This window comes from Streptomyces sp. NPDC102283 (assembly GCF_044766265.1).
In the GTDB taxonomy this organism is placed as follows: domain Bacteria; phylum Actinomycetota; class Actinomycetes; order Streptomycetales; family Streptomycetaceae; genus Streptomyces.
In genome coordinates this window covers 190053-213807 of sequence record NZ_JBIWLQ010000006.1, presented here as the reverse complement: position 1 = coordinate 213807, position 23755 = coordinate 190053, and the positions used below count along the sequence as shown (strand labels likewise).

Sequence of the window (23755 nt, the reverse complement as noted above, 5' to 3'; positions counted from 1 at the left end):
AAAACGACTATCTGACGGGGCGTGGCGTCCGGTAAATGGTTCGGAGCACCCCTGGGAGTCGGGTAAAGTTCTCCAGGTCAGCAGGCGCCGTTAGCTCAGTTGGTTAGAGCAGCTGACTCTTAATCAGCGGGTCCGGGGTTCGAGTCCCTGACGGCGCACGCACAGTCAAAGCCCTCTCACGTTCAGTGAGGGGGCTTTGATCATTCCCCGTCCGGGATCCGACAACACCCGTTGACCGCACACGCACAGCTACCCACCCGGCACCGGACCGTCACGGATCAGTGACGGAGGGGAGTCGAGTGAGAGGGTGAGCGTCGGCCTCCACTTCGTCACACCCTCTCCACAAGGTGGGGTCAAATCGTACGTATGACCGACAAACAGCCTGTTTCACCCTTGCGATCCCGTTCGGTGTCGGACAATCTGTCTGAGGACCGTCAGGTCCAAGAGGGCTGCTGATCCGTACAGTTGGCGCAGCAGAGCGTGACGTTCCGGTTGTCTGCGCCGCGGGGTGGGGGTCCCGCTCAAGGGCGGACGCCGAGGGGGCATCATGCAACCGGAAGGCTGCCGTTCCATGTCTGTGGGGACGGTGGCCCGCCACCGTGTGCGTGCCCGGTGAAGAACGGGGGCCCACCGCGCACGAAGAGAGAGACCGAACAGCACGCACCAGCATGCGTGCGGGGGGATGTACCCATGACGTCGACGCCGCCAGGCGACCGGCAGGAGAACGACGCTTCCCGGACGACGCAGCTCCGGATACCCGCGGGGCTGCGGGCCGGCGCGGCGCGGCGGCGCGCCAAGAAGGAGCTGCCGCGCTACGACTACGAGCACTACAGCCGGCTCGCCGGACCGCTGACGCAGCCCCCCGCGGGCAAGCCGTACAAGGTCCGGTACCGCTCGCTCATATCGCAGGAGCCGCACCGGGTGCGCGCGGCACTCCTGCTCGGCGCGGCTCCCCTCGTCTCGCTCGGCCTCTTCGCCTGGCTGATGCAGCCCAGCCACTGGACGGACCGCGATCCGAACCTGGACAACGACCTCCTGCTGGTCCTCGACATCGTCATGCTGGTCTCGATCGGTCTGATCGAGCTGTTCCGCACGATGAACGTCCTGTCGAACGCGCACGCCACCCTGGTCGCCCGCGACCCGGTCCCGGTGATCCCGGAGTCCGGCACCAAGGTCGCCTTCCTCACCTCCTTCGTCCCCGGCAAGGAGCCGCTGGAGATGGTGACGAAGACCCTGGAGGCGGCCGTGAAGATCCGCCACCGCGGTCTGATGCACGTGTGGCTGCTGGACGAGGGCGATGACCCGGCGGTCAAGGAGGTCTGCGCCCGGCTCGGCGTGCACCACTTCTCCCGCAAGGGCGTGGCGCACTGGAACCAGGCCAAGGGCCCGCACCGCGCCAAGACCAAGCACGGCAACTACAACGCCTGGCTGGACGCGCACGGCGGCGACTACGACTTCTTCGCCTCGGTCGACACCGACCACATCCCGATGGCGAACTACCTGGAGCGGATGCTCGGCTACTTCCGCGACCCGGACGTCGGCTTCGTCATCGGCCCGCAGGTCTACGGCAACTACGACACCTTCGTCACCAAGGCCGCCGAGTCGCAGCAGTTCCTCTTCCACGCCCTGATCCAGCGCGCGGGCAACCGCTACGGCTCGCCCATGTTCGTCGGCACCAGCAACGCGGTCCGCATCTCGGCGCTCAAGCAGATCGGCGGCCTGTACGACTCGATCACCGAGGACATGGCCACCGGCTTCGAGATCCACCGCCACCGCAACCCGGCCACGGGGAAGAAGTGGCGCTCGGTCTACACCCCGGACGTGCTGGCCGTCGGCGAGGGCCCGACCGCGTGGACGGACTTCTTCACCCAGCAGCTGCGCTGGTCCCGGGGCACCTACGAGACGATCATCGGGCAGTTCTGGAAGGGCTTCGGGACCATGCCGCCCGGCAAGCTCTTCAACTACACGATGATGATCATCTTCTATCCGATGTCGGCCCTGAACTGGATCCTCGCGGCCCTCAGTTGCGCGCTGTTCCTCGGCATGGGCGCCTCCGGCGTGCAGATCGATCCGACGATCTGGATGATGCTGTACGGCAACGCCTCGGCGCTCCAGATCGGCCTGTACATCTGGAACCGCCGCCACAACGTCTCGCCGCACGAGCCCGAGGGCTCCGGCGGTCTGGCCGGCATGGTGATGTCCGCGCTCTCCGCGCCGATCTACGCCCGCTCGCTGATGGACGCGGTGCTGCGCCGCAAGAGCTCGTTCGTGGTGACCCCCAAGGGCGACTCGTCGAGCCCGGACACGCTGTTCGGCACCTTCCGCATCCACCTGTTCTTCATCGTCGTCTTCGGCGCGTCGATGATCTCCTCGTTCTTCCTGGGCCACAGCCACCCCGCGATGATCACCTGGGCCACGCTGGCACTGCTGATCACCGCGGCGCCGATCATCGGCTGGCGGTACACGATCCGTGCGGAGAAGAAGAAGCGCCGGTCGGGCGGCGGATCGCACCGCAGCGGCGGACCGGCCCCGGAGCCGAGGCCCCAGCCCCTGCCCGGTGCGCCGGGCAATGACCAGACCATGCAGATCGCCCGGATCGCCCTTGGGGGACGTAAGAAATGAAGTACCGTCCGAGCCGCCGTACCCGCCGCCTGGCGATCAGTACGGCGGTGGTTCTCGCGCTCGCGGGGGCGAACGGGCCGTGGCTGTACCGCTTCAGCACCGAGCGCTACCACGAGTACAGGATCAACCAGCCGGAGTACAAAGCGGCCAACGGCCACTGGGACTTCCTGGACATCCCCTCCGAGCACCGGATCAACACGATCCACGCGGCGCTGCTGCACACCGGCAAGGTGCTGCTCGTCGCGGGCTCCGGGAACAACCAGAAGAACTTCGACGCGAAGAGCTTCCGTTCGGTGCTGTGGGACCCGAAGACCAACGTCTTCAAGGACATCCCCACGCCCAAGGACATGTTCTGCGCCGGGCACACCCAACTGCCCGACGGCAAACTCCTCATAGCCGGCGGCACCAAGCGCTACGAGAAGCTCCAGGGCGACGTCACCAAGGCCGGCGGCCTGATGATCGTCCACAACGAGGACCCGGACAAGCCGATCACCCTGCCCGCGGGCACCCGGTTCACCGGGAAGGAGAACGGCAAGACGTACGTCTCCAAGGACCCGGTGCTGGTGGAGAAGGCGAAGAAGGTCTTCGACAAGCAGACCGGCGCGTTCCTGCGCAACGACCCCGGGCTCGGCCGGATCTACGTCGAGGCGCAGAGGACCGGCAAGAAGTACGAGACCGGCACCGAGGACAACTACCGGGTGGCGGGCCTGTCCGGCTCGGACACCCGCAACGTCTACGGCATCGCGCAGAAGCTGGCCCTGGACAAGAAGGACTTCCAGGGGATCAAGGACGCCTTCGAGTTCGACCCGGTCGCGGAGAAGTACATACCCGTCGACCCGATGAACGAGGCCCGCTGGTACCCGACGCTGACGACGCTGGAGGACGGCAAGGTCCTCGCGCTGTCGGGTCTGGACGAGATCGGGCAGATCGTCCCCGGCAAGGACGAGATCTACGACCCGGAGACCAAGGAGTGGGAGTACACCGGCATCGTCCGGAAGTTCCCCACCTATCCGGCGGTCTTCCTGCTGAACGACGGCAAGCTCTTCTACTCCGGCTCCAACGCCGGGTACGGTCCGGCGGACGTGGGACGTGACCCGGGCGTCTGGGACCTGTCGACGAACAAGTTCGAGAAGATCCCCGGGCTGAGCGACCCGGACCGGATGGAGACCTCCGCGACCGTGCGGCTGCCCCCGGCCCAGGACGAGAAGTTCATGGTGATCGGCGGCGGCGGGGTCGGCGAGTCGGAGAATTCCAGCGAGAAGTCACGGCTGGTCGACCTCGGGGAGAAGAACCCGCGGTTCACCGACGGCGCGTCCCTCTCCGAGGGCACCCGCTACCCGAGCGCCTCTCTGCTGCCCGACGACTCCCTGCTGGTCACCGGCGGCTCCAGCGACTACCGGGGGCGCGGCGGCTCGGACGTGCTCCAGGCCCGGCTGTACGACGCGGAGAGCGACACGTACAAGAAGGTCGCCGACCCGGCGGTCGGCCGGAACTACCACTCGGGCTCCCTGCTGCTGCCGGACGGCCGGGTCATGATCTTCGGCTCGGACTCGCTCTACTCCGACAGGGCCAACACCCGGCCCGGCGTCTTCGAGCAGCGCATCGAGATCTACACCCCGCCCTACCTCTACCGGGACTCCAAGCCGGAGCTGACGGCCGGGCCCAAGAAGATCGAGCGCGGCGGTACGGGCCTGTTCACCACCCAGCACGCCTCGAAGATCACCTCGGCGAAGCTGATGCGGCCCTCGGCGGTCACCCATGTCACCGACACCGACCAACGCACCATCGCGCTGGAGATGGAGAAGTCGGAGGACGGCATCACCGTCACCGTGCCGGAGAACCGGGCGCTGGTGCCGTCCGGTTGGTACATGCTGTTCGTCACCGACGACCAGGGCACCCCGTCGGAGGGCATGTGGGTGGAGGTGCCCGAGTAGGGCGCGTCGCGCACCTGGCGTACGTGGCGAGGGCCGCGCGCGGGAAGAGGTCCCCTTCCCGCGCGCGGCCCTCGTCGCGTTCCGCCTACTTCGTGGCGGCGGCCAGGCCCAGCGCGTACTCCGGCCACCAGGCGCCGGCCTTCGGGCCGCCCTTGCAGTCGCCGTCGGACTCTCCGGGGCGCTTGATCCACAGGTAGGCGTCGACCCGTTCGTCGCCGGTCCGCGTGGTCGGGGTCTCGCCCAGCGCGCGGCCGGGGGGGTTGCACCAGCTCTCGGCGGGGTCGCCGCCCTCGTAGGGGCCGTTGCCGTTGCGGCTGGTGTCGATGACGAAGGGCTTGTCGCCGATCTTCTCCGACAGCTTCTTGCCGAACTCCGTGGAGACGGCTGTCGTCTGGAAGTTGGAGACGTTCAGCGAGAAGCCGTCCGCCTCGGCGATCCCGGCCCGCTGGAGCGGCTGGTACAGGGCGTCGGGCGACTGCCAGCCCGCGTTGCCCGCGTCCAGGTAGACCTTGGTGGCGGGCTGCTGCTTCAGCCGCTGGATCGCGCCCTTGAGGAGGTCGTAGCGCTCCTCGTGGAACTCCTGGGGCGTGCAGCCGTCGACCAGGTGGAGCAGGGCGTCCGGCTCCAGGATCACGGTGGCGCCGCGGTCCCCGATGCCCTTGGCGACGCTGTCCAGCCAGGTCCGGTAGGCGTTGCCGTCGGAGGCGCCGCCCTTGGAGAACTGGCCGCAGTCGCGGTGCGGGATGTTGTAGAGGACCAGCAGGGCGTCCCGGTCGGCGGCGGCCGCCGCCTCGGTGACGCCCTCGACCTCGGCCTCGGGGTTGTCGGGGCCGATCCACTCGCCGACCGGCTGCCGCGCTATTCTCCGGATCAGCTCGGCGTTCTTCTCGTCGCCGTCCTCGCTGTACGCGGCGACCTGACGGGCCGCGTTGCCGTCGGGGTTGACCCAGTACGGATCCTTGTCCTTGGGCTGCTGCTCGACGGTCGGCGCGCTCTTCTTCTCGTCGCCCTCCCCGTCGCCGGAGCATCCCGCCAGCAGCAGGACCGCTCCGAGCGCCGCCGCCGTACCGGTCGTCCGCAGGCCCGCCGCGCGCCCGCGCGTCCGGGACCGGCCGGTGTAACTGCCGTACATCCACTCCCCCTTGGGTGCACTGCCTGCACTGTTCATCACTGGTTGCACCGATGTGCTGCCGGTCCGATCCATCCTGGCACAGCGGCCGGACGCCCACGCTCCCACCCGTACAACGGTCACACAGGGACACCGGTTCCGGACATCCTGTTCCAAAGTCGGTCATCCGTCCGACGTCTTCCCTCTACAGTGGCGGGCAACCCGACCCGGCCCACCCCTCACCACACCGACCTCCCGTACCGCGCCGGGCGACTCCCGCGGCCGGGCGCACGCGGTCGAGGACCGGCCCGGCCCGCACGCCCCGTGAGAGGCGTTCGGCCGGGCCGGGTTGACGGCGTGACGCCTGGTGCACGTGGTGCGTCGGGTCAGCCGCGGCTTCCGTGGCCCACGGTTTGTACGCGCTCCCCGCCGTCCCCGTCGTTCTGCGCGTCCTGCGCGTCCTGCGCGTCCTGCGCGCCGGTGAGGTAGGCGGAGACGACCACGTTCGCGGTGTAGGAGCGGGTCCTGTGGTCGTACGTTCCGCCGCAGGTGATCAGCCGCAACTCGGCCCGGCCGTCCTCGCGGGGCCCGTAGGCCTTCTGCGCGTCGAAGCGTTCGCGGGTGACGAGCTGGACGTCGTCCACGGTGAACTCCGCGACGCTGCCGTCGGTCCGGGCGACCTCGATCCGGGCGCCCGGCTTCACCGCGCTGAGCCCGTAGAAGACGGCCGGCTTCGTGTCGGTGTCGACGTGGCCGACGAACAGGGCCGCGCCCTTCGCTCCGGGCCGGGCGCCGTCGCCGTACCAGCCGGCGGTCTTCGGCATTCCGTACGGGGGCGGGTCGACGGCACCGTCCCGGTCGAGGCCGCGCGCGATGACGGGGGCCGAGATCCCCACGGAGGGGACCTCGACGCGTTCGGGGGCCGCCCCGTCGAGCGGGTCGTGGGCCGGGGGCAGCTCCGCCCCGAGCGGGCGGCCGACCGCGGCGACGTCGCCGGTGGTGGGCCCCGACAGGCCGCCGAGCCCGCCGCCGGCCTCCCGGCCCCAGATCCACAGACCGAGCAGCAGCACGGCCCAGGTCACTCCGGTGAGCAGTCGCCCGTTGCCTGCCGGGCGGTCCGGGGCTCCCATGTCAGCTGCCGGCCGGGCCGCGGCGCCGGCGCGAGCTGCGCAGGGCGACGGCGACGGCCGCGACGGCCGCGAGCACCAGGCCGATCACCGTGTGCCGGGTGCCGGGGCCCTCGGCCTCGGTGGCCCGTTCGGCGAGGGTGGCGGAGCCTCCGCCGCCCGCCTTGACGGGTGCGGCGGGCGAGGGGCGGTTGTGGTGGACGACGGTGAGGGTGCCGGTCGCCTTGCCCCGCCCGTCCTTGCACGTCACCCAGACGTCGTAGGAGCGGGGTTCGGCGTTGTCCCGGATCCGGGCCTCGGCGAAGAGGCCCTCGTCGTCGGCGGGGCGGAAGCGGGCCTCCGAGGAGAAGGCGTCGGAGTTGCCCGTCGCCTCGCGGCCCTTGCCGCAGACGTCGACCCACAGCTCCACCCTCCCGCCGGGGGCGATGGTGGACGGGGTGACCGAGACGGTGCCGGTGCGCCGGTCGTCGTCTCCGGCCGGGGCGGCCGGGGCGACCGGGGACGCCAGAGCGGCGGGGGCGGGCAAGGCTATGAGTGCGGCCGCCGCTGCGGCACAGAATGTGAGGGGCATTGAACGCATCGTGAACCTCCTACGGGAAGGTTCACGCCTGCGGCGGCGGCCCGCATCCGCAGTCCTCCATTCGAGCGACGCCCGGGCGACGGCTCGAACGGCTGCGGATACGGTCCGCGCAGGTCAGCGGCTGTCCAGCTGCCCGACTACGCGGACTTATCCGCCTTATCCGCCTTGTCCGCCTGCTTGCCCCGGTCCACCTGGTCCGGCAGGTCGATGAGGTCGACCAGGTCGGCGATGGACTCGACGACGTGCGAGGGACCGTACGGGTAGCGGTCGATGTCGGCGACGGACGTCAGCCCGGTGAGGACCAGGAAGGTCTGCATCCCCGCTTCCAGGCCCGCGAGGACGTCGGTGTCCATCCGGTCGCCGATCATCGCGCTGGTCTCGCTGTGCGCGCCGATGGCGTTGAGACCGGTCCGCATCATCAGGGGGTTCGGCTTGCCCGCGAAGTACGGGTCCTTGCCGGTGGCCTTGGTGATGAGGGCGGCGACCGAACCGGTGGCGGGCAGCGGGCCCTCGGCGGACGGGCCGGTCTCGTCGGGGTTGGTGCAGATGAAGCGGGCGCCCGCGTTGATCAGCCGGATCGCCTTGGTGAGCGCCTCGAAGCTGTACGTCCGGGTCTCGCCGAGCACCACGTAGTCCGGGTCGTGGTCGGTGAGGACGTACCCGATGTCGTGGAGGGCGGTGGTGAGGCCGGCCTCCCCGATGACGTACGCCGTGCCGCCGGGGCGCTGGTCGTCGAGGAACTGGGCGGTGGCGAGCGCGGAGGTCCAGATGTTCTCCACGGGCACGTCCAGGCCCATGCGCTTCAGCCGGGCGTGCAGGTCGCGCGCGGTGTAGATGGAGTTGTTGGTGAGGACGAGGAAGGGCAGCCCGGAATCCCGCAGCCGCTTGATGAAGGCATCGGCACCGGGGATCGGGGTGCCCTCGTGGATGAGGACGCCGTCCATGTCGGTGAGCCAGGATGAGATGGGCTTGCGCTCTGCCATGTGTCGGGACTCCTGCCGTACGCACTGCGTGCTGGGGGTGCCCGGACCACGCCGTCCCGGCACCCCCAGCATAATTAAGCAGTCGTGATCTTGACCCCGTCGATCACCCAGTACCAGTTGTTGCTGCCGGTGTAGTGGAACCGGAAGCTCACGTTGGCGGCCCCGGACGGGATGTCCAGGGTGAGCGACTGGGGCTGCGAGATCACGTCGGACGTGTAGCGCTTCACCTCGACGGGCGTTCCGCCGTTCCAGGAGGCGAGGACGCGGGCGCTCTGGCCGCCCTCCTGCCGGTAGAGCGTGGTGAGGCCGAGCGTGACGGTGGACCTGCCGCCGACCGCGTACGCCGGGGTGACGAGCGTGGAGTCGTACGGGCCCGAGGAGGCCTTGTCGTCCCACTCGTCGGAGTCGGCGACCGCGAAGATCCCGCGCGAGCGGACGTTCAGCTCACGGGACTGGTCGCGCTGGCTGCGGCTCCAGAACTCGTCGGTGGCGAAGGACCAGCCGCGCCACTCGGCCACGCCCCCGGTGCCCATCGCGGAGTTCACGACCGACCAGCCGCTGGGCGCGGTGTGGGTCCAGCCGAGGACGCCGGCCGGGATGCCGGTCTCGTCCGCGCGGGCGGCGAGGGAGGGGTACAGGGCCTCGAACGGGTCGGTGGAGCGCTCCTGGATCGGCTTGCCGTCCAGGCCCCAGGCGGGGTCGGGTGTGATGCCGAGCTGCTTGAAGACGGTGGCGGCGACGTCCACGAGGCGGGTGTCGGCGGGGCGGGCGCCGGCCGCGATGCCGGGGCCCTGGGCGAGGACGAAGGTGCGCCGCTCCTCGATCGCGCTGCCGCCGTGGCCGCCGGAGTCGGTGTGGCCGTGGTCGGTGGTGACGATGACGGTCCACCGCTCGGTGGCGTACGAGGGACGGGCCCTGATCGCGGTCAGGAGGCGGCCGAGGTAGCCGTCCTGGACGTCGATCGCCGCGCGGTAGGCGGCGCTGGCGGCACCGGAGTTGTGGCCGGCGATGTCGGTCTGGCCGAAGTAGACGAACAGGACGTCCGGGTTCTGGTTCCGGAGGATCGACTCGGTCTCGGCGGCGATGGTGGCGTCGTGGCCGGTGTAGCCGTCGGCGTCGCCGTCGAGGACGAGCTTGGCGTCGGCGCCCGGGGTGACCGTGCCCTGGGCGTCCAGCGGCTTCCAGTCGACGGCGGCGTAGGTGGAGAGCTGGGGGCGGACCTGGGCGAGGCGGGCGAGGAACCCGGGGTACTTCCCGTAGTTCTTCCCGGCGAAGGAGTTCTCCTTGACACCGTGCTTGTCGGGCCAGACGCCGGTGGCGATGGTCGACCAGCCGGGGCCGGAGGAGGTGGCTGCCATCGGGTTGGCGTACAGCAGCGAGGTGCCGTACGTCCCGTTCGCCATCATCGACTTGAGGTGCGGAGCCTTGGCGGCGGCGATGACGTCGTGGCGCAGCCCGTCCATGCCGACGACGAGCACCTTGTCCTTGCTGGTGCCGTCGGGGAGGGCGGGCACGGCGTACGCGGGGGTGGCGGTGGCGAGGGGGCCGACGGCGGCGGCCGTGGCCGCGGCGGCGGTGGTGGCGAGCACGGAGCGGCGGGACAGGGACCGGGACACGTGATCCTCCAGGACGGAGACGGGTCGGACGGGGCTGGGCTGGGCTGGGCTGGGCTGGGCTGGGCTGGGCTGGGCTGGGCGTGAACGGCCTTCTGGGCCTTCTGGGCCTTCTGAGGCTTTTGGCCTTCTGGACCAGACCCGTTACCTTCGCGAGACAACCGGGTCGGGTCCAGACCTTCGCAGGAATCCGTGGCGGAGAGGTGGCCGGTCAGCTTCCGGTGGCCGACTTCCAGGCGTCGATGTACGTGTCCAGGTTGGCGCCGATGTCCGCCCAGTCGGGCTCGAAGATCTCCACGCCCTCCATCAGCCCGGCCAGTTCGACGGCGTTGGCGTCGGTGGCCTCGATGTCCTTGCGCGCGGCGAAGCCCCCGCCGACGGCGCTGACGTCGCGCTGGGCCTGCTCGGAGAGCATGAAGTCGAGCAGCTTCTTGCCGTTCTCGCTGTGCGGGGCCTTCGCGACGAGGCCGGCGGCGTACGGCAGGGCGAAGCTGGTGGGCTTCCCGTCGCCCTTGGCGGGGAACCAGATGCCGAGGTTGGGCATGTCCTTGGACTGGGCGAAGTTCATCTGGACGTCCCCGTTGGCGGCGAGAAGTTCCCCCTTGTCGACCTTGGGGGCGAGCTTGCCGGTGGAGGCGGACGGGCCGACGTTGTTCGTCTGGAGCTTCTTCAGGTACGCCATGGCCGGCTCCTGCCCGCCGAAGTCGTGCATGGCCTTGATGAGGACGGCGGTGCCGTCGCCCGCGACGCCGGGGGTGGAGTACTGGACCTTCTCCTTGTACGCGGGGTCGAGCAGGTCCTCCCAGGTGCTGGGCGGGTTCTTCAGCTCCTTCTTGTTGTGGATGAACCCGAAGTAGTTGTTCACGACGGACGTCCACTTCCCGTCGGCCGCCCGGTCGGCGCCGTCGACCTGGTCGGCGCCCTTCGGCTCGTACGCGGTGAGGAGGCCCTTGGCGTCGGCCTGCTGGATGAAGGGCGGCAGGGTGACGAGCACGTCGGCCTGGGTGTTGGACTTCTCGCGGACGGCGCGCTGCACCATCTCGCCGGAGCCGCCCTCCACGTACTTCACCTCGATGCCGGTCTTCTTCTCGAAGTCCTTGAAGACCTTGTCGTACCAGCCGTCGCCGTTCTCGCCCTTGAGGCCGTCGGCGCTGTAGACGGTGACGGACTTCTCGTCGGACGCGGCGGAGGAGCCGCCGCAGGCGGTGAGGGTGACGGCGGCGAGGCCGGCCATGGGGAGGGCGAGGGCACGGGCACGGTTGCGGTTGCGGTTGCGGTTGTGGTTGCGCATGGGGTTTCTCCAGGGGAAGTACGGGGCGGGGATCAGCGGTAGGAGGCGCGGGTCCGGATGCGGGAGACGGCGGCCAGGACGAGGAGCGTCGTCGCCATCAGGACCACGGCGAGGGCGGCGCCGGTGAAGAGCGAGCCCCGGTCGGTGGCGGCGAAGATCTGCACCGGCAGCGGGGTCCAGTCCGGCGGGTAGAGCATCATCGTGGCGCTCAACTCCCCCATGGACAGGGCGAAGCAGAGCCCGGCGGCCGAGGTGAGCGAGGGCAGCAGGAGCGGCAGCCGGATCCGCCACAGGACCCGGGCGGGGCTCGCCCCGAGGCCGGCGGCGGCCTGTTCGTACATCGGGTCCAGGCGCCGGATCGCGGCGGCGACCGACTGGTAGGCGAACGCGGTGACCAGGACGGTGTGGGCGAGGATCACGATCCAGCGCGTCCCGTTGAGCAGCACGGGCGGCTGACTGTAGGCCACCAGCACCGCGAGGCCGACGACCACCGGGGGCACGGCGACCGGCAGGATGAACAGGGCGTCCAGAAGCCGCTTCCCGCGTTTGCGGAGAGAGGCGGCGGCGAGGGCGGCCCAGCCGCCGAGGACGAGCGCCAGCACGCTCGCGGCCACGGCCGTGACCAGGCTGGTGGTCAGCGCCTGGAGGGAGTCGCCGCTCGTCGCGGCGGAGTAGCGCTCGACGGTGGGTCCGGAGGGGAAGGCGCCGGACCAGTTGGTGGCGAGGGACGCGGCGAGGATGACGAGCAGCGGCACCGCGAACAGAGGGACGAAGAGGAGGAGGAAGACGGCCCAGGTGGCCCACTTCCCGGCCCGGCTATGCACCAGCACGACGGCTCACCACCCGGTAGAGGCTGTAGAGGCCCACGGAGATCGCGATGTTGACGACGGCGACGACGCAGGCGGCCGGGTAGTCCGACTCCAGGATCGCCTTGCTGTAGACGAGCATCGGCAGGGTCGTCACGTCCTTCGCCCCGGTGAACAGGACGATCCCGAACTCGTTGAGGCACATCACCAGGACGAGGCTGCCGCCCGCCGCGAGGGCCGGGAGCGCCTCGGGCAGGATGACCTGCCGGATGATCCGGACGGGCCCGGCGCCGAGCGAGGAGGCGACCTCCAGCTGTCCGGTGTCGAGCTGGGAGAACGCGGCGAGCAGCGGGCGCATCACGAACGGCGTGAAGTAGGTGATCTCGGCGAGCAGGACGCCCCAGGGGGTGGTCAGGAAGTGGAAGGGCCCCTCGGCCGCCCCGGTGACGTCGGTCCAGAGCCCGTTGGCCATCCCGACGGAGCCGTAGATGAACAGCAGGGCGAGCGTGATGAGGAAGGACGGGAAGGAGAGGAACACGTCGACGAACCGGGCGACCGCCTTCCCGCCGGGGAACGGGACGAACGCGATGACCAGCGCGAGGACGAACCCGAGGACGAGGCATCCCACGGTCGAGCCGACGGCGAGCCACACGGTGGTGGTGAGCGCGTCACGGAAGGCCTCGGAGGCGAAGACGTCGGCGTACGGGTCGAGCGAGACGCCGCCCTCGTCGGGGGTGACGGACTGCTGGACGACGAGGGCCAGCGGGTAGAGGAACGCGAGCGCGAGGACGGCGACGGGCGGCAGCGCCCAGACCCAGGCGGGGACGGAGCGGGTCCGCGCGGGGGCGGGGCCGGGGGCCGTGCCGGGGGACTTCCCGGTGGCGGAGGTCGCTGTGGCGGGGATGCCGGGGGCGGAGGCGGGTGCGGGCGTGGCTGTGGTCATGCGGCGACTCCCGCCGGTTCGCTCGCCCCGGCTGTTCCCGCCGCACCCTCTGTTCCCGCCGCACCCTCTGTTCCCGCCGGGAGCAGCACCGCGTCCTCGGGGGCGAAGTGCAGGGTGACCGGGTCACCGAGGGCCGGGGGCTCGCGCAGTTCGCGGAGGTCGGCCATGAGGCGGTGGCCGTCGACGTCGGCGTGGACGCGGTGGGTGGAGCCGCGCCACTGGACCTCGGTGACGCTTCCGGTGAGCGCGTTGGGCCCGTCGCCGAGGCCGACCAGGTGCGGCCGGACGCAGAGGGTCGCGCCGGCCCCGGGGGCGGCGGTGTCGGTGGGGACGGTGAGCGCGTGGCCGCCGAACTCGACGGCTCCGTCCGCGGTGACCGTGACCGGGAGGAGGTTGGCGTTGCCGACGAACGAGGCGGTGAACTCCGTACGGGGGCGGCGGTAGAGCTCCTGGGGAGTGCCGCAGTCCTGGAGACGGGCCCGGTCCATGACGGCGATCCGGTCGGCGAGGGTGAGTGCCTCGACCTGGTCGTGGGTGACGTACAGGATGGACACGTCGGGCAACTCGCGGTGCAGACGCGCCAGTTCGGCGAGCATTCCGGAGCGGAGCCGGGCGTCGAGGGCGGAGAGCGGTTCGTCGAGGAGCAGGACGCCGGGGCGGATGGCGAGCGCGCGGGCGATGGCGACGCGCTGCTGCTGGCCGCCGGAGAGTTCGCGCGGGTGGCGATCCGCGTACGCGGCCATGCCGACGAGTTCGAGGGCCTCGGTGACCCGGCCGGGGATCTCCGCCTTCGGGGTGCGGTGGGCCTTCAGCCCGAAGGCCACGTTGTCCTTGACCTTGAGGTGCGGGAAGAGGGCGTAACTCTGGACGACCATGCCGATGCCGCGCCGGTGCGGAGGCAGGGCGGTGACGTCCCGGCCGCCGAGGAACACCCGCCCGGAGGCGGGCCGGACGAACCCGGCGACGGCGCGCAGGGCGGTGGTCTTGCCCGAGCCGGACGGCCCGAGGAGGGCCATCACCTCGCCGGGTTCGACGGTGAGGTCGAGCCGGTCGAGGACGACGTTGCCGCCGTAGGCGACGGTGACGCCCTCGAAGCGGATGCCGCTGGGTGCGGCGGGGGCGGTCCGACCGGCGCCGCGCCCACCGGCGGCGGGGGCCGGGGCGCTCACGCCTCGGCCCGCGCGATGAGGTCGGGCAGCTCCGCGACGGACCCGAGGACGTGGGTCGCGCCGTGCCGGGTGAGCTGGTCCGTGTCGTGGGCGCCGGTGAGGACCCCGGCGACGATCCCGGCGCCGGAGCGTATGCCGCTGAGCATGTCGTAGGAGGTGTCGCCGGCCACCACGGTCCGCCGGACGTCGTCCACGGCCGCGGTGCGCAGGAACGCGGCCAGCACCATGTCCGGGAAGGGCCGGCCCCGGCCGCCCGCGTCGGCGGGGCAGAGGGTGAGCGGGACGAGGTCCTGCCAGCCGAGGGCGGCGAGGATGGCGTCCTGGGTGGTGCGGGCGAAGCCGGTGGTCAGGACGACGGTGCGGCCCTCGGACGCGAGCCGTTCGATGGCCTCGCGGGCGCCGGGGAGCGGGGCGATGCGGCCGCCGTCGACGAGTTCCCCGTACGCCTCCTCGAAGGCGATGTTGGCCTGCTGGGCCCTTTCCTCGCCGTCTTCGCCGGCGAAGAGGTGCCGGAAGACGGTGATCTTGGATTCACCCATGGTGGCGCGTACGTAGGCGAGTTGCCGGGCGTGCTCGTCGGATCCGGGCCGCACGCCGAGGCGTTGGGCGGCCGCGGAGAAGGCCTGCTCGACGAGGCCGCCGTCGGCGACGGTGGTCCCGGCCATGTCGAGGACGACGAGGCGGTAGGGGTCGCGCGTGATGTCGGTCGGGGAAGTCATGTGGTTCACCAGCCCAGTTGGTCGGCGGTCGTTTCGGCGATGGCGGGCGAGCACGTCATACCGCGCCCGCCGGGTCCGGTGACGAGCCAGACCCCGTCGCGCACCTGCTGCCGGTGGACGACGCGTGAGGTGTCGGTGCACTGGGCGTAGACGCCGGCCCAGCGGTGGCGGACACGCGGCAGCGGGCGGCCGAGGAAGGCCTCGACGACCCTGGTGAGGTGCTCGTACGGCTCCTCGACGGTGTCGAAGGCGAAGGGGTGCTCGTACTCGTGGGTGTCGCCGATGGTCAGCCCGCCGTCGCGGCGCTGGACCATGAGCAGTTGCATGCGGTGCTCGGCGGCGATCGGATCCTGGGCCTGCCCGGCGTTGAGCGCGTCGAGCGCCTCGCCCCGGTAGGCGGGGTAGTAGCGGAAGCTGTCGGCGTCGGCGACGGAGGTGGTGAGCGGCTCGCCGAGCGGGTCGGTCTGCATCATCTGGAGGCGGACGCGACGGACGGGCAGCTCGGGCCCGGCGAGTTCGCGGATCAGCCCGCCGAGCCAGGCACCGGTCGCGAGGACCACGGCGTCACCGGTGTGGACGTCGCCGTGGTCGTCGCGCACCGAGGCGGTCCCGACGACCTCACGCACTTCGCGGCCGCCGAGGTAGCTGTACCGGCCGGATGCCAGCAGATGTTCCTTCAGGGCGAGTTGGGCGGTGCGGGGTTCGACCGCGGCGTCCCGCTCGCACCACAGCGCGGCGGTGAACGCGCCACGCAGGGCGGGGTTGAGTGCCCGGGCCTCGTCGGCGGTGAGAAGCTTGTAGCCGCGCGCCGCCGCGTCGGGCCGGGCGACGGCCGCCTCGGCGACGGCGACCTCGCGTGCGGTGCGCAGCGGGGTGAGCGAACCGCAGGCCCGGAAGCCGAGTCCGGGCACCCGTTCCCCGACCGCCTCCCACAGCTCACGGGCGCGGAGGGCGGCCTCCAACTCCTCGCCACCGGCCCGGCCGCTGACCCATATCTGTCCGAAATTGCGGAGGGATGCCCCGCGCGCCTCGCTCTCGCGCTCGATCTGTACGACCTCGTGGCCGCGGCTGACTGCGTGCCAGGCGTGCATGGTTCCCACCACGCCGGCTCCTACGACGATGACTCTCACGCCGGACACGCTCCTCGGGGCGGGTGTCCCGCACGCGTCCGTTCACCGACGGGACGGTGAACGACCTCGCAAGTTTGGACCAGACCCGTTATGTTTACGTGACCTTCAGGGCGGTGCGGGGAAGCGGTGCGGGGAAGCAGGGAACGAGCCCTCTCAGTTCCGCTCCGCAGCTCCCAGCTCCCCCTCGGCCCTCAGCCCCCTCCCCATCTGCTCTCAGCTCCGGTCCTCGCCTCGCAGATGGGCGGAGAAGGAGAAGCGATCACCCCGGAACAGGGTCCGTACGCGCTCCAGCGGGCGGCCGCCGGCGTCCCGGGACAGCCGGTGGATCAGGAGCATCGGCAGGGCGGGCGGGGCCCCGATGAGCAGGGCCTCGCGGGGGGTCGCGAGCACCGTCTCGATCCGCTCGTCGGCGTCGCCGAAGGCGATTCCGAGGCGGTCGCGGAGGTAGGCGTAGAAGGAGGAGTCCGGGTCGAAGGCCGTGTCCAGATCCGGGACCCGGGCGACGCCGACGTACGTGCTCTCCAGGCCGACGCGCTCGTCGTCGGCGAGCAGCACCCGCTCCAGGTGCCAGACCGGCTCGCCCCGCTCGACCGCGATCTCGGCGGCGAGCGCCTCGGGGCAGGGGAAGCGGTCCAGGCCGATGAGGTGGCGGCCGGGCCGACGGCCCTGGCGGCGGACGCCCTCGGTGTAGCTGGCCAGGGAGAGCGGCTGCTCCAGCTTGGGCCCGGCGACGACCGTGCCGCGCCCCTGTCGACGCAGCCGCCCCTCCAGGAGGAGTTCGCGCAGGGCCTGGCGGACGGTCTCGCGCGCGACCTCGTGCCGCTGGGCCAGCTCCCGCTCGGTGGGCAGGAGCCCGCCCTCGCCCAACTCGTCCAGCAGCACCGCGATTCGGGCCTTGACCGCGTAGTACTTCGGGATACGGCCGTGCTCCGGGATGCCGGAGCGGATCGGTGCGCCAGGTGCCTGGTCGTTCGGGTAGTCCACGGCCCGATGGTTGCAGACGCGGGTGAACGGACGGCGCTACGGTCTCCGCCGCGACCGGTCAGTCGGTGGTGCGGCGGAAGCGGCGGGCATGCCGCACCAGAGCCACCCCGCCGATCAGCAGCGCCCCGGCGGCGGCCCCGGTCCAGGCCAGTGACTCCGTTCCGGTGCGGGCGAGTTCGGGGAGCGGGTGGCCCGGGCGGTCGCGGGGCGGGCGTCCGGGGCGGTCCTCGTCGGCGCCCCTTCCCTCCTCCCCGGTTCCAGGGCGGGTCGGCGGCCGGGAGCCGGGGTCGCGTTCCGGGGACGGGTCCCGGCCCGTGCCGGGGTCGGTGCCGTCGCCCGGGGCCGTTCCGGTGCCGTCGCCCGGATCGGTGCGGGTGCCATCGCCCGGGTCGGCGCGTTCCGGATCGGGACGTTCCGACCGATGACTGTCCGGCTGCGGGCGCTCCGCCCGGGGCCGCTCAGGCCGGGGCTGCTCGGACCGGGGCCGCTCGGGCCGGGGCTGCTCGGACCGGGGCCGCTCGGGCCGGGGCTGTTCCGGTTCGCGGATGCCGCCCGTGGCGCCGTCGACGATCACGAAGGGGTAGTTCTCCGACTCCCCCACCCATTCGCCGTCCTCGCGCCCACCGCCCTTGGCCTTGTCCTGGTGGCGGCGCTGGACGACGGCGGCGTGGGCGGTGACCGGACCGGGAGCGGTGTCGGAGGTGAAGGCCATCCGCACGCGTACGGAGACGGTTTCGCCGGCGGGAACGGTGAACCCGAGGAACTCGTCGGCGGAGCTGTCGGTACCGGTGCTGTCGCTACCAGCGCCGGTGCCGGTGCCGGTGCCGGTGCCGCTCGACGTCCCCGCCTCGCCTTCTTCCCCACCCCCCGCCTTCTCGCGCCTGCCGTCCCGCCCGCCGCCGAAGACGCCGATCTGCTCGTCGCGGTCGGTGCTCTCCCAGGTGACCCGGTGTTCGACGTCGGGGCGGCCGGGCTCGGAGAACTCCAGCTGGATCTGGTCCGACGTCAGCCTGCGGTCGCGGTCGGCGAGGACGAGGACGGGGTGCAGCGCCCGGCAGGACGTGTCGGTGGTGTTGGTGAGGTCGAGGAACCAGGTGCCGTAGCCGCCGCCGGAGGCGTATCTGTCCGGGGCGTCCTGGATCCGGGTCTCGATGGGGAAGTCCTTGGCGTCCGGATCGCCACAGACGGGCTGCCGGTCGGCGGCTAAGGAGGCGGGTAGGGACGCGGCCGGCAGGGCGGCGGCCTGCGGGCCGCCCAGGAGCGCGGCGGGCACCGTGATCCCGGCGGCCAGCCCGAGGGCGGCGAGCGCACGGGCGTCACGCAGCCGTGCGCAGGAGGTGGGAGGCATGGAGGTCACCCTTCACTGCTCGCGGACGACCGGGGCGGGGGCCTCGGAGGTGGCCTCCGACACCACCACGCGCGCGCGGACTCTAGAGAGTCGACATGCCGACTTGATTCATAGGATCACCCGACTGCTCCCCGTCCCGCACCTCTACCTTTACCTTGCTCGCCCCGCCCCTACCCTGCTCGCGCCTCCCCGCCTCGCCCCTACCCTGCTCGCCCCGTCTCGCCCGCCGCCTTGCTCGCCCGCCCGACTCCCGCACCCGGCTCCCCGACCCGCCCGAAGACCGGCGCGAGCACCAGTTGCGCCGCGCCCTCCGCGACCGGCCGGTCGCCGCCCCGGGCGACCGTGACTCTCACGCCCGCGCCCGCCCCGCCCCGCGCGGCCCTCTCCTCGATCACGGCCCGGACGCCCCGTACGTACGCGTCCTCGTCGGCGGCCACCGTCCTGCCGCCCAGGACCACGCGGTCGACGCCGAGCAGGCCGACCAGGTTCGCCGCGCCCGCGCCCAGGACCCGGGCGGCCTCCCCCCGGTCGCCGCGCGCCTCGGCTGCCAGGCACAGCGCCTCGATGCAGCCGCGCCCGCCACAGCCGCAGAGCGGGCCGTCCAACTGGAGGGTCTGGTGGCCGAATTCGCCCGCCCCGGTCCGCGCGCCCCGGTGCACCTCGCCGCCGAGGACCAGGCCCGCGCCGAGCCCCGTACCGAGGTGGAGGTAGGCGAAGTCGCCGCGCGGCTCGTCGAGCGTCAGGGCCAGGGCGAGGGCGGCGGCGTTGGTGTCCTTGTCCAGCACCACCGGCAGCCCGGTCCGTTCGGCCAGGGCGGCGCGCAGCGGGTATCCGTCCCACTGCGGGAATCCGGTGACCCGGCGCAGGACGCCGTCCCGGTGGTCCAGCGGGCCGGGCACGGCGACGCCGACGCCGAGCACCGGTTTGTGCGGTTCGGCCGCGCACAGGTCCCGTACCGCGTCCGCCGCCTCCGCGAGGACCCGGTCCGCCGGAGCGCCGAGGTCGAACGGTGCGCGGGTGACCGCGACCGGCCGGCCGGCGAGGTCGACCAGGACGGCGGTGAGCCCGTCGCGGTCCAGGTGCAGGCCGACGGCGAACTGCGCGTCGGGGACCAGCCGCAGCACGGTGCGCGGCTTGCCGCCGGTGGAGGGGCGCAGACCCGCGCCGGCGGCGAGTCCGTCCTCCCGCAGCCGGGCGGTGATCTTGCTGACGGCCTGCGGGGTGAGGCCGGTGCCCTCGGCCAGCTCCAGCCTGCTGATGCCCTCCGTCCCGGCGGCCCGCAGCAGATCCAGCACCAGCGCGGCGTTGTGGTGGCGCAGCGCCGGCAGACCCACCCCGGCCTGCGTCTTCGTACGGCTCCCGTTCACGGTTCGCTCCTCTTCACCGCCCCATTGTGCCGGTCGCTTGCACTTTGGCAACAGCGTTGCTTAAGTGGATCGCATGACCTCCAACGCCCCCAACGCCTCCGACGCCCCGCTCCGCGTCGCCCTCGTCGGCTACGGCCTGGCCGGCTCCGTCTTCCACGCCCCGCTGGTCTCCGCGACCGGCGGGCTGGTCCTCGACACGGTCGTCACGTCGAACGAGGAGCGCCGGGCCGAGGCCCTCGCCGCGTTCCCCGACGTCCGCCTCGCCGCCTCGCCGGACGAGCTGTGGGAGCGCGCCGACGAGCTGGACCTCGTCGTGATCGCCACCCCGAACAGGACGCACGTCCCGCTGGCGACGGCCGCGCTGAAGGCCGGGCTTCCGGTGGTCGTGGACAAGCCGGTCGCCGGGACGGCCGCCGAGGCGCGCGAGCTGGCGGCCCTCGCCGAGGAGCGCGGGCTGCTGCTCTCGGTCTTCCAGAACCGCCGCTGGGACAACGACTTCCGCACCCTGGCCGGGCTGATCGCCGAGGGCGAGCTGGGCGAGGTGCAGCGCTTCGAGTCCCGGTTCGAACGCTGGCGGCCGCAGCCGAAGGGCGGCTGGCGCGAGTCGGGCGACCCGGAGGAGATCGGCGGCCTGCTGTACGACCTGGGCAGCCATGTCGTCGACCAGGCGCTGGTGCTGTTCGGCCCGGCCGTCCAGGTGTACGCCGAGTCCGACGTACGGCGTCCCGGCGCGGCGGCGGACGACGACACGTTCATCGCGATCACCCACGTCGGCGGGGTCCGCTCGCATCTGTACGTCAGTGCCACCACGGCCCAGCTCGGCCCGCGCTTCCGGGTGCTGGGCTCGAAGGCGGGCTATGTGAAGTACGGCCTGGACCCGCAGGAGGCGGCCCTGCGCGAGGGCCTGCGCCCGGTGGCCGGTGAGCCGTGGGGCGAGGAGGCTCAGGAGCTGTGGGGCTGCCTCGGCTCCGGGGAGTCCCCGCTGACCGGCGGCGGCGACCCGGTCCGTACGCTGCCCGGCGACTACCCCGCGTACTACGCCGCCGTCGCCGCGGCGGTGCGCGGCACCGGCCGGAACCCGGTCACCGCGCTCCAGGCCGCCGCCGCGCTGGACGTCCTGGAGGCCGCCCGCCGTTCGGCCCGCGAAGGCGTCTCCGTCACCCTCCTCCCCCATCACGACGAGGACCAGCGGGCGAAGGAGCAGCGCGCATGAGCACCGCATCCCCCACTCTCTCCGAGCTGATCGCCCAGGAGCGCCGGCTCACCCTCCCGCACTTCTCCTACGACGACGCGTTCGCGCTGGGCAGCCTGCTGGTCGCGCTGGCCCGGGAGCGGCAGGCACCGGTCGCGATCGACATCCGGCGCGGCGCGCAGCAGCTCTTCCACGCGGCGCTGCCGGGTTCGAGTGCGGACAACGACGCGTGGATCGACCGCAAGCGCAAGGTCGTCGAGCGGTACGGCGAGAGCTCGTATCTGGTGGGCACCCGGTTCCGGGCGAAGGGCACGACGTTCGAGGAGTCCTCGCGCCTGGACCCGGACACGTACGCGGCGCACGGCGGTTCGTTCCCGATCGCGGTGGAGGGCGCGGGCGTGATCGGCTCGGTCACGGTGTCCGGGCTGCCGCAGGCCGAGGACCACGCGATGGTGGTCGAGGCGCTGGAGCGGTTCACGGCGGCGCCGGGCGACTGAGGAGCGTGCGGACGGGGCCGGGGGCGCGGTCACAGCGCTCCCGGCCCGCTCCGGCTTACGCCCCCTTCAGCTCCTGCCGCTGCCGGCCGAGCCCCTCCACCTCCAACTCCACCACATCGCCCGCCCTCAGGTACGGCTTCGGCTCGGGCTGCCCCATCGCGACCCCGGCGGGCGTACCGGTGTTGATCACGTCGCCCGGGTAGAGCGTCATGAAATGGCTGAGGTAGCGGACGACCTCGCCGACCGGGAAGATCTGCTCGGCCGTGGTGCCGTTCTGCTTCAGCTCGCCGTTGACCCAGAGCCGCAGCGGCAGGGCCTGCGGGTCGGGCACCTCGTCGGCGGTGACCAGCCAGGGGCCCAGCGGGTTGAACGTCTCGCAGTTCTTGCCCTTGTCCCAGGTGCCGCCGCGCTCGATCTGGAACTCGCGCTCGGACACGTCGTGCGCCGTCGCGTACCCGGCGACGTGCGCGAGACCCTCCTCCGCCGTCTCCAGGTAGCGGGCGGTGCGCCCGACGACGACGGCCAGCTCGACCTCCCAGTCGGTCTTGCGGCTGCCACGCGGCACCAGGACCGTGTCGTCGGGCCCGACGACGGTGTCGGGGGCCTTGAAGAACAGGATCGGCTCCGCCGGAATCTCCGCACCCGTCTCGGCGGCGTGGTCGTGGTAGTTCAGCCCGATGCACACGATCTTGCCGATGCGCCCCAGCGGCGGGCCGATCCGCAGCCCCGTCGCGTCCAGGGCGGGCAGCACGCCGGGCGCGTCGGCGGCCGCCCGTACCCGGGCGAGCGCGGAAGCGTCGGCGAGCAGCTCGCCGTCGATGTCGGGGACGATCCCCGACAGATCACGCAGAGTCCCGTCGCGGTCGAGAAGTGCGGGGCGCTCCGCGCCCGCCGTACCCACTCGAAGCAGCTTCAACGGTCCAACTCCTCTTGGTCGAGGTGGTGGCCCTCCGGCGGGTTGCGGCCGACGGAGGACTTGGTCGATCGTCCAAGAGATGCGATCACTCCGCAAGACCTCGTTCACACACTGGACCGGCGTGGTGGACGGGCCGATTACGCCGCCGTGGCCATGGCGCTGCCGGCGACCGGCAGGTCGCGGTACAGCCAGGCCCGCTCGACGGCGGTCCAGGTGGTCGTGGTGACGACGTACAGGGCGGCGGCCAGCGGCACGACGGCCACGGTGATCAGCGTGAAGAACGACATCAGCGGCATCACCTTCGCCATCGCGCCCATGCCGGGCACGGCCTGTCCGTCCGGGCCCGCGGCGGGCGTCATCGGGTTGGCGGCCAGCTGCCGCTTGGTGCGTCCGTAGTTGAACGTGGCGACGGCGGTGACGATCGCGAAGAGCCCCAGGTAGACCCATCCCTGCGCACCGAACATCCCGCCGTCCGCGAGCGCGTCGTGCCAGCGCCCGCCGAGCGGTGCGCCGAGCAGGTCGTGGCTGAGCAGCGCGTTGGGCTCGCCGCCGATGGAGCTGCTGGAGAACAGGTGGTAGAGCAGGAAGAACGCGGGCATCTGGAGCAGGCTCGGCAGGCAGCCGGAGAGCGGCGACACCTTCTCGGCGGCGTGCAGCTCCATGATCGCCTTCTGCATCCGCTCCGGGTTCTTGCCGTGCTTCCTGCGGAGTTCGGCGATCTGCGGCTGGAGCCGGCCGCGGGCCTTCTGGCCGCGTGCGGCGGCCCGCGACAGAGGGTGGACGGCCAGCCGGACGAGCGCGGTGAACAGGACGATCGCGGCGGCGGTGGACGCGGTCTGGAAGAACGGCTGGAGCAGGTCGGCGAGGGAGCCGACCAGGCCGGCGAAAGCGGACATGAAGGCGGACATGGGTGAGCCCTCCGGGGGTCTCGTCGTGCCGGGAGGTACCTGCGAGGAGGTACGGGGTGATCACTCGGCATGACGACCGGCGCGGGACGCACCGCCCGCACGGGACGTACGTACGCGGGAGGCGTGAGAGGCCCGGGAGGTACGTACGGGAAGGCGTGCGGGAGAAGGAGGTGCGGGGTTCGCTACGCGGCGGCCGTCAGGAGGGCGCGCCCGGGCGCTCGGGGCCTGGTGCGGCCCCGGGCGTCGGGGTCGCGTTGCGGGAGGAACGCGGTGCGCTGCTCCCGGTCCCTGATGGCCGTACGGACCCGGGTGCGGGGCACCGGGGGCGCGCAGCGGGCGCTGATGACGGAGCAGGCGAGGAGCGCGGAGCCGGCGGCCGCGGTGGCGGCGAGCGCGACGGCGGCGGAGAGGCTGCCGCCCTCGGCGAGGAGGACCTCGGTGAGGAAGAGGACGAGGAGTCCGGCGGGCCGGAGCAGCCGGGCGAAGGCACGGCGCAGGGTGTTGGCGTCCCTCACGGT

General features: G+C 72.0%; 21 protein-coding genes and 1 tRNA gene. 5 read left to right on the top strand and 17 right to left on the bottom strand.

All coding sequences use genetic code 11. The annotated features are described in order from the left end of the window. Positions 1-84: 84 nt before the first annotated feature. From ACIRJT_RS14525 to ACIRJT_RS14515, 3 genes are all read left to right on the top strand, one after another. A tRNA-Lys gene (locus ACIRJT_RS14525) sits at positions 85-158 on the top strand. Positions 159-690: 532 nt separating this feature from the next. After that, a complete protein-coding gene (locus ACIRJT_RS14520) occupies positions 691-2622 on the top strand; it encodes a glycosyltransferase family 2 protein (protein WP_403908552.1) in 1932 nt (643 codons plus the stop codon). Then, positions 2619-4556: a galactose oxidase-like domain-containing protein gene (locus ACIRJT_RS14515; protein WP_403908550.1), complete on the top strand. Its 1938-nt coding sequence runs from the start codon at positions 2619-2621 to the stop codon at positions 4554-4556. The genes ACIRJT_RS14520 and ACIRJT_RS14515 overlap by 4 nt, the downstream gene beginning before the upstream one ends. Before the next feature lie 85 nt (positions 4557-4641). On the opposite strand, the gene ACIRJT_RS14510 is transcribed toward ACIRJT_RS14515, so the two are convergent. The 14 genes from ACIRJT_RS14510 to ACIRJT_RS14445 all read right to left on the bottom strand — a co-directional run bounded on the left by ACIRJT_RS14510 (position 4642) and on the right by ACIRJT_RS14445 (position 19724). After that, entirely contained in the window at positions 4642-5688 is a 1047-nt protein-coding gene (locus ACIRJT_RS14510; RefSeq protein ID WP_403908548.1) for a glycoside hydrolase family 6 protein, read from the bottom strand. A 362-nt stretch (positions 5689-6050) separates the two neighbouring features. Beyond that, positions 6051-6794: a class F sortase gene (locus ACIRJT_RS14505; protein WP_403908546.1), complete on the bottom strand. Its 744-nt coding sequence runs from the start codon at positions 6792-6794 to the stop codon at positions 6051-6053. A 1-nt stretch (position 6795) separates the two neighbouring features. Next, positions 6796-7371 carry a hypothetical protein gene (locus ACIRJT_RS14500; RefSeq protein ID WP_403908544.1) on the bottom strand — a complete coding sequence of 192 codons (576 nt, stop codon included), beginning with the start codon at positions 7369-7371 and terminating at the stop codon, positions 6796-6798. A 137-nt stretch (positions 7372-7508) separates the two neighbouring features. Next, on the bottom strand, positions 7509-8354 hold the full coding sequence (locus ACIRJT_RS14495; protein ID WP_403908542.1) for an HAD-IIA family hydrolase: 846 nt from the start codon (positions 8352-8354) through the stop codon (positions 7509-7511). Between the two features lie 74 nt (positions 8355-8428). Further along, on the bottom strand, positions 8429-9970 hold the full coding sequence (locus ACIRJT_RS14490) for an alkaline phosphatase family protein (RefSeq protein ID WP_403908540.1): 1542 nt from the start codon (positions 9968-9970) through the stop codon (positions 8429-8431). A 208-nt stretch (positions 9971-10178) separates the two neighbouring features. Next, positions 10179-11201 (bottom strand): 2-aminoethylphosphonate ABC transporter substrate-binding protein, encoded by a 1023-nt coding sequence (locus ACIRJT_RS14485; RefSeq protein ID WP_403908950.1) that lies wholly within the window; start codon positions 11199-11201, stop codon positions 10179-10181. Between the two features lie 89 nt (positions 11202-11290). Continuing rightward, a complete protein-coding gene (locus tag ACIRJT_RS14480; protein WP_403908537.1) occupies positions 11291-12088 on the bottom strand; it encodes an ABC transporter permease in 798 nt (265 codons plus the stop codon). Further along, the gene (locus ACIRJT_RS14475) at positions 12075-13007 is read right to left on the bottom strand and encodes a 2-aminoethylphosphonate ABC transporter permease subunit (RefSeq protein ID WP_403908535.1); all 933 of its coding nucleotides are present in this window, start codon (positions 13005-13007) and stop codon (positions 12075-12077) included. The genes ACIRJT_RS14480 and ACIRJT_RS14475 overlap by 14 nt, the downstream gene beginning before the upstream one ends. Continuing rightward, the gene (locus tag ACIRJT_RS14470; protein ID WP_403908533.1) at positions 13004-14176 is read right to left on the bottom strand and encodes an ABC transporter ATP-binding protein; all 1173 of its coding nucleotides are present in this window, start codon (positions 14174-14176) and stop codon (positions 13004-13006) included. The genes ACIRJT_RS14475 and ACIRJT_RS14470 overlap by 4 nt, the downstream gene beginning before the upstream one ends. Beyond that, positions 14173-14895, bottom strand: a complete 723-nt coding sequence (locus ACIRJT_RS14465) for a phosphonatase-like hydrolase (RefSeq protein WP_403908531.1) — start codon at positions 14893-14895, stop codon at positions 14173-14175. The genes ACIRJT_RS14470 and ACIRJT_RS14465 overlap by 4 nt, the downstream gene beginning before the upstream one ends. A 5-nt stretch (positions 14896-14900) precedes the next feature. Next, on the bottom strand, positions 14901-16025 hold the full coding sequence (locus ACIRJT_RS14460; protein WP_403908529.1) for a TIGR03364 family FAD-dependent oxidoreductase: 1125 nt from the start codon (positions 16023-16025) through the stop codon (positions 14901-14903). A gap of 213 nt (positions 16026-16238) precedes the next feature. Continuing rightward, the gene (locus ACIRJT_RS14455) at positions 16239-17009 is read right to left on the bottom strand and encodes a GntR family transcriptional regulator (protein ID WP_403908527.1); all 771 of its coding nucleotides are present in this window, start codon (positions 17007-17009) and stop codon (positions 16239-16241) included. 58 nt (positions 17010-17067) lie between these two features. Continuing rightward, complete coding sequence (locus tag ACIRJT_RS14450) at positions 17068-18357, bottom strand: peptidase (RefSeq protein ID WP_403908525.1); 1290 nt, start codon at positions 18355-18357, stop codon at positions 17068-17070. Between the two features lie 200 nt (positions 18358-18557). Then, on the bottom strand, positions 18558-19724 hold the full coding sequence (locus tag ACIRJT_RS14445; protein WP_403908523.1) for an ROK family protein: 1167 nt from the start codon (positions 19722-19724) through the stop codon (positions 18558-18560). Between the two features lie 73 nt (positions 19725-19797). On the opposite strand from ACIRJT_RS14445, the gene ACIRJT_RS14440 reads away from it, so the two are divergent. Beyond that, on the top strand, positions 19798-20937 hold the full coding sequence (locus tag ACIRJT_RS14440) for a Gfo/Idh/MocA family oxidoreductase (protein WP_403908521.1): 1140 nt from the start codon (positions 19798-19800) through the stop codon (positions 20935-20937). Continuing rightward, complete coding sequence (locus ACIRJT_RS14435) at positions 20934-21413, top strand: heme-degrading domain-containing protein (RefSeq protein ID WP_403908519.1); 480 nt, start codon at positions 20934-20936, stop codon at positions 21411-21413. The genes ACIRJT_RS14440 and ACIRJT_RS14435 overlap by 4 nt, the downstream gene beginning before the upstream one ends. A gap of 55 nt (positions 21414-21468) precedes the next feature. Here the strand turns inward: ACIRJT_RS14435 and ACIRJT_RS14430 are convergent, their stop codons facing one another. The 3 genes from ACIRJT_RS14430 to ACIRJT_RS14420 all read right to left on the bottom strand — a co-directional run bounded on the left by ACIRJT_RS14430 (position 21469) and on the right by ACIRJT_RS14420 (position 23752). Further along, a complete protein-coding gene (locus ACIRJT_RS14430; protein ID WP_403908517.1) occupies positions 21469-22329 on the bottom strand; it encodes a fumarylacetoacetate hydrolase family protein in 861 nt (286 codons plus the stop codon). Positions 22330-22466: 137 nt separating this feature from the next. Then, a complete protein-coding gene (locus tag ACIRJT_RS14425) occupies positions 22467-23237 on the bottom strand; it encodes a YidC/Oxa1 family membrane protein insertase (protein ID WP_403908515.1) in 771 nt (256 codons plus the stop codon). A 182-nt stretch (positions 23238-23419) separates the two neighbouring features. After that, positions 23420-23752 (bottom strand): DUF6412 domain-containing protein, encoded by a 333-nt coding sequence (locus ACIRJT_RS14420; RefSeq protein WP_403908947.1) that lies wholly within the window; start codon positions 23750-23752, stop codon positions 23420-23422. Positions 23753-23755: the final 3 nt, after the last annotated feature.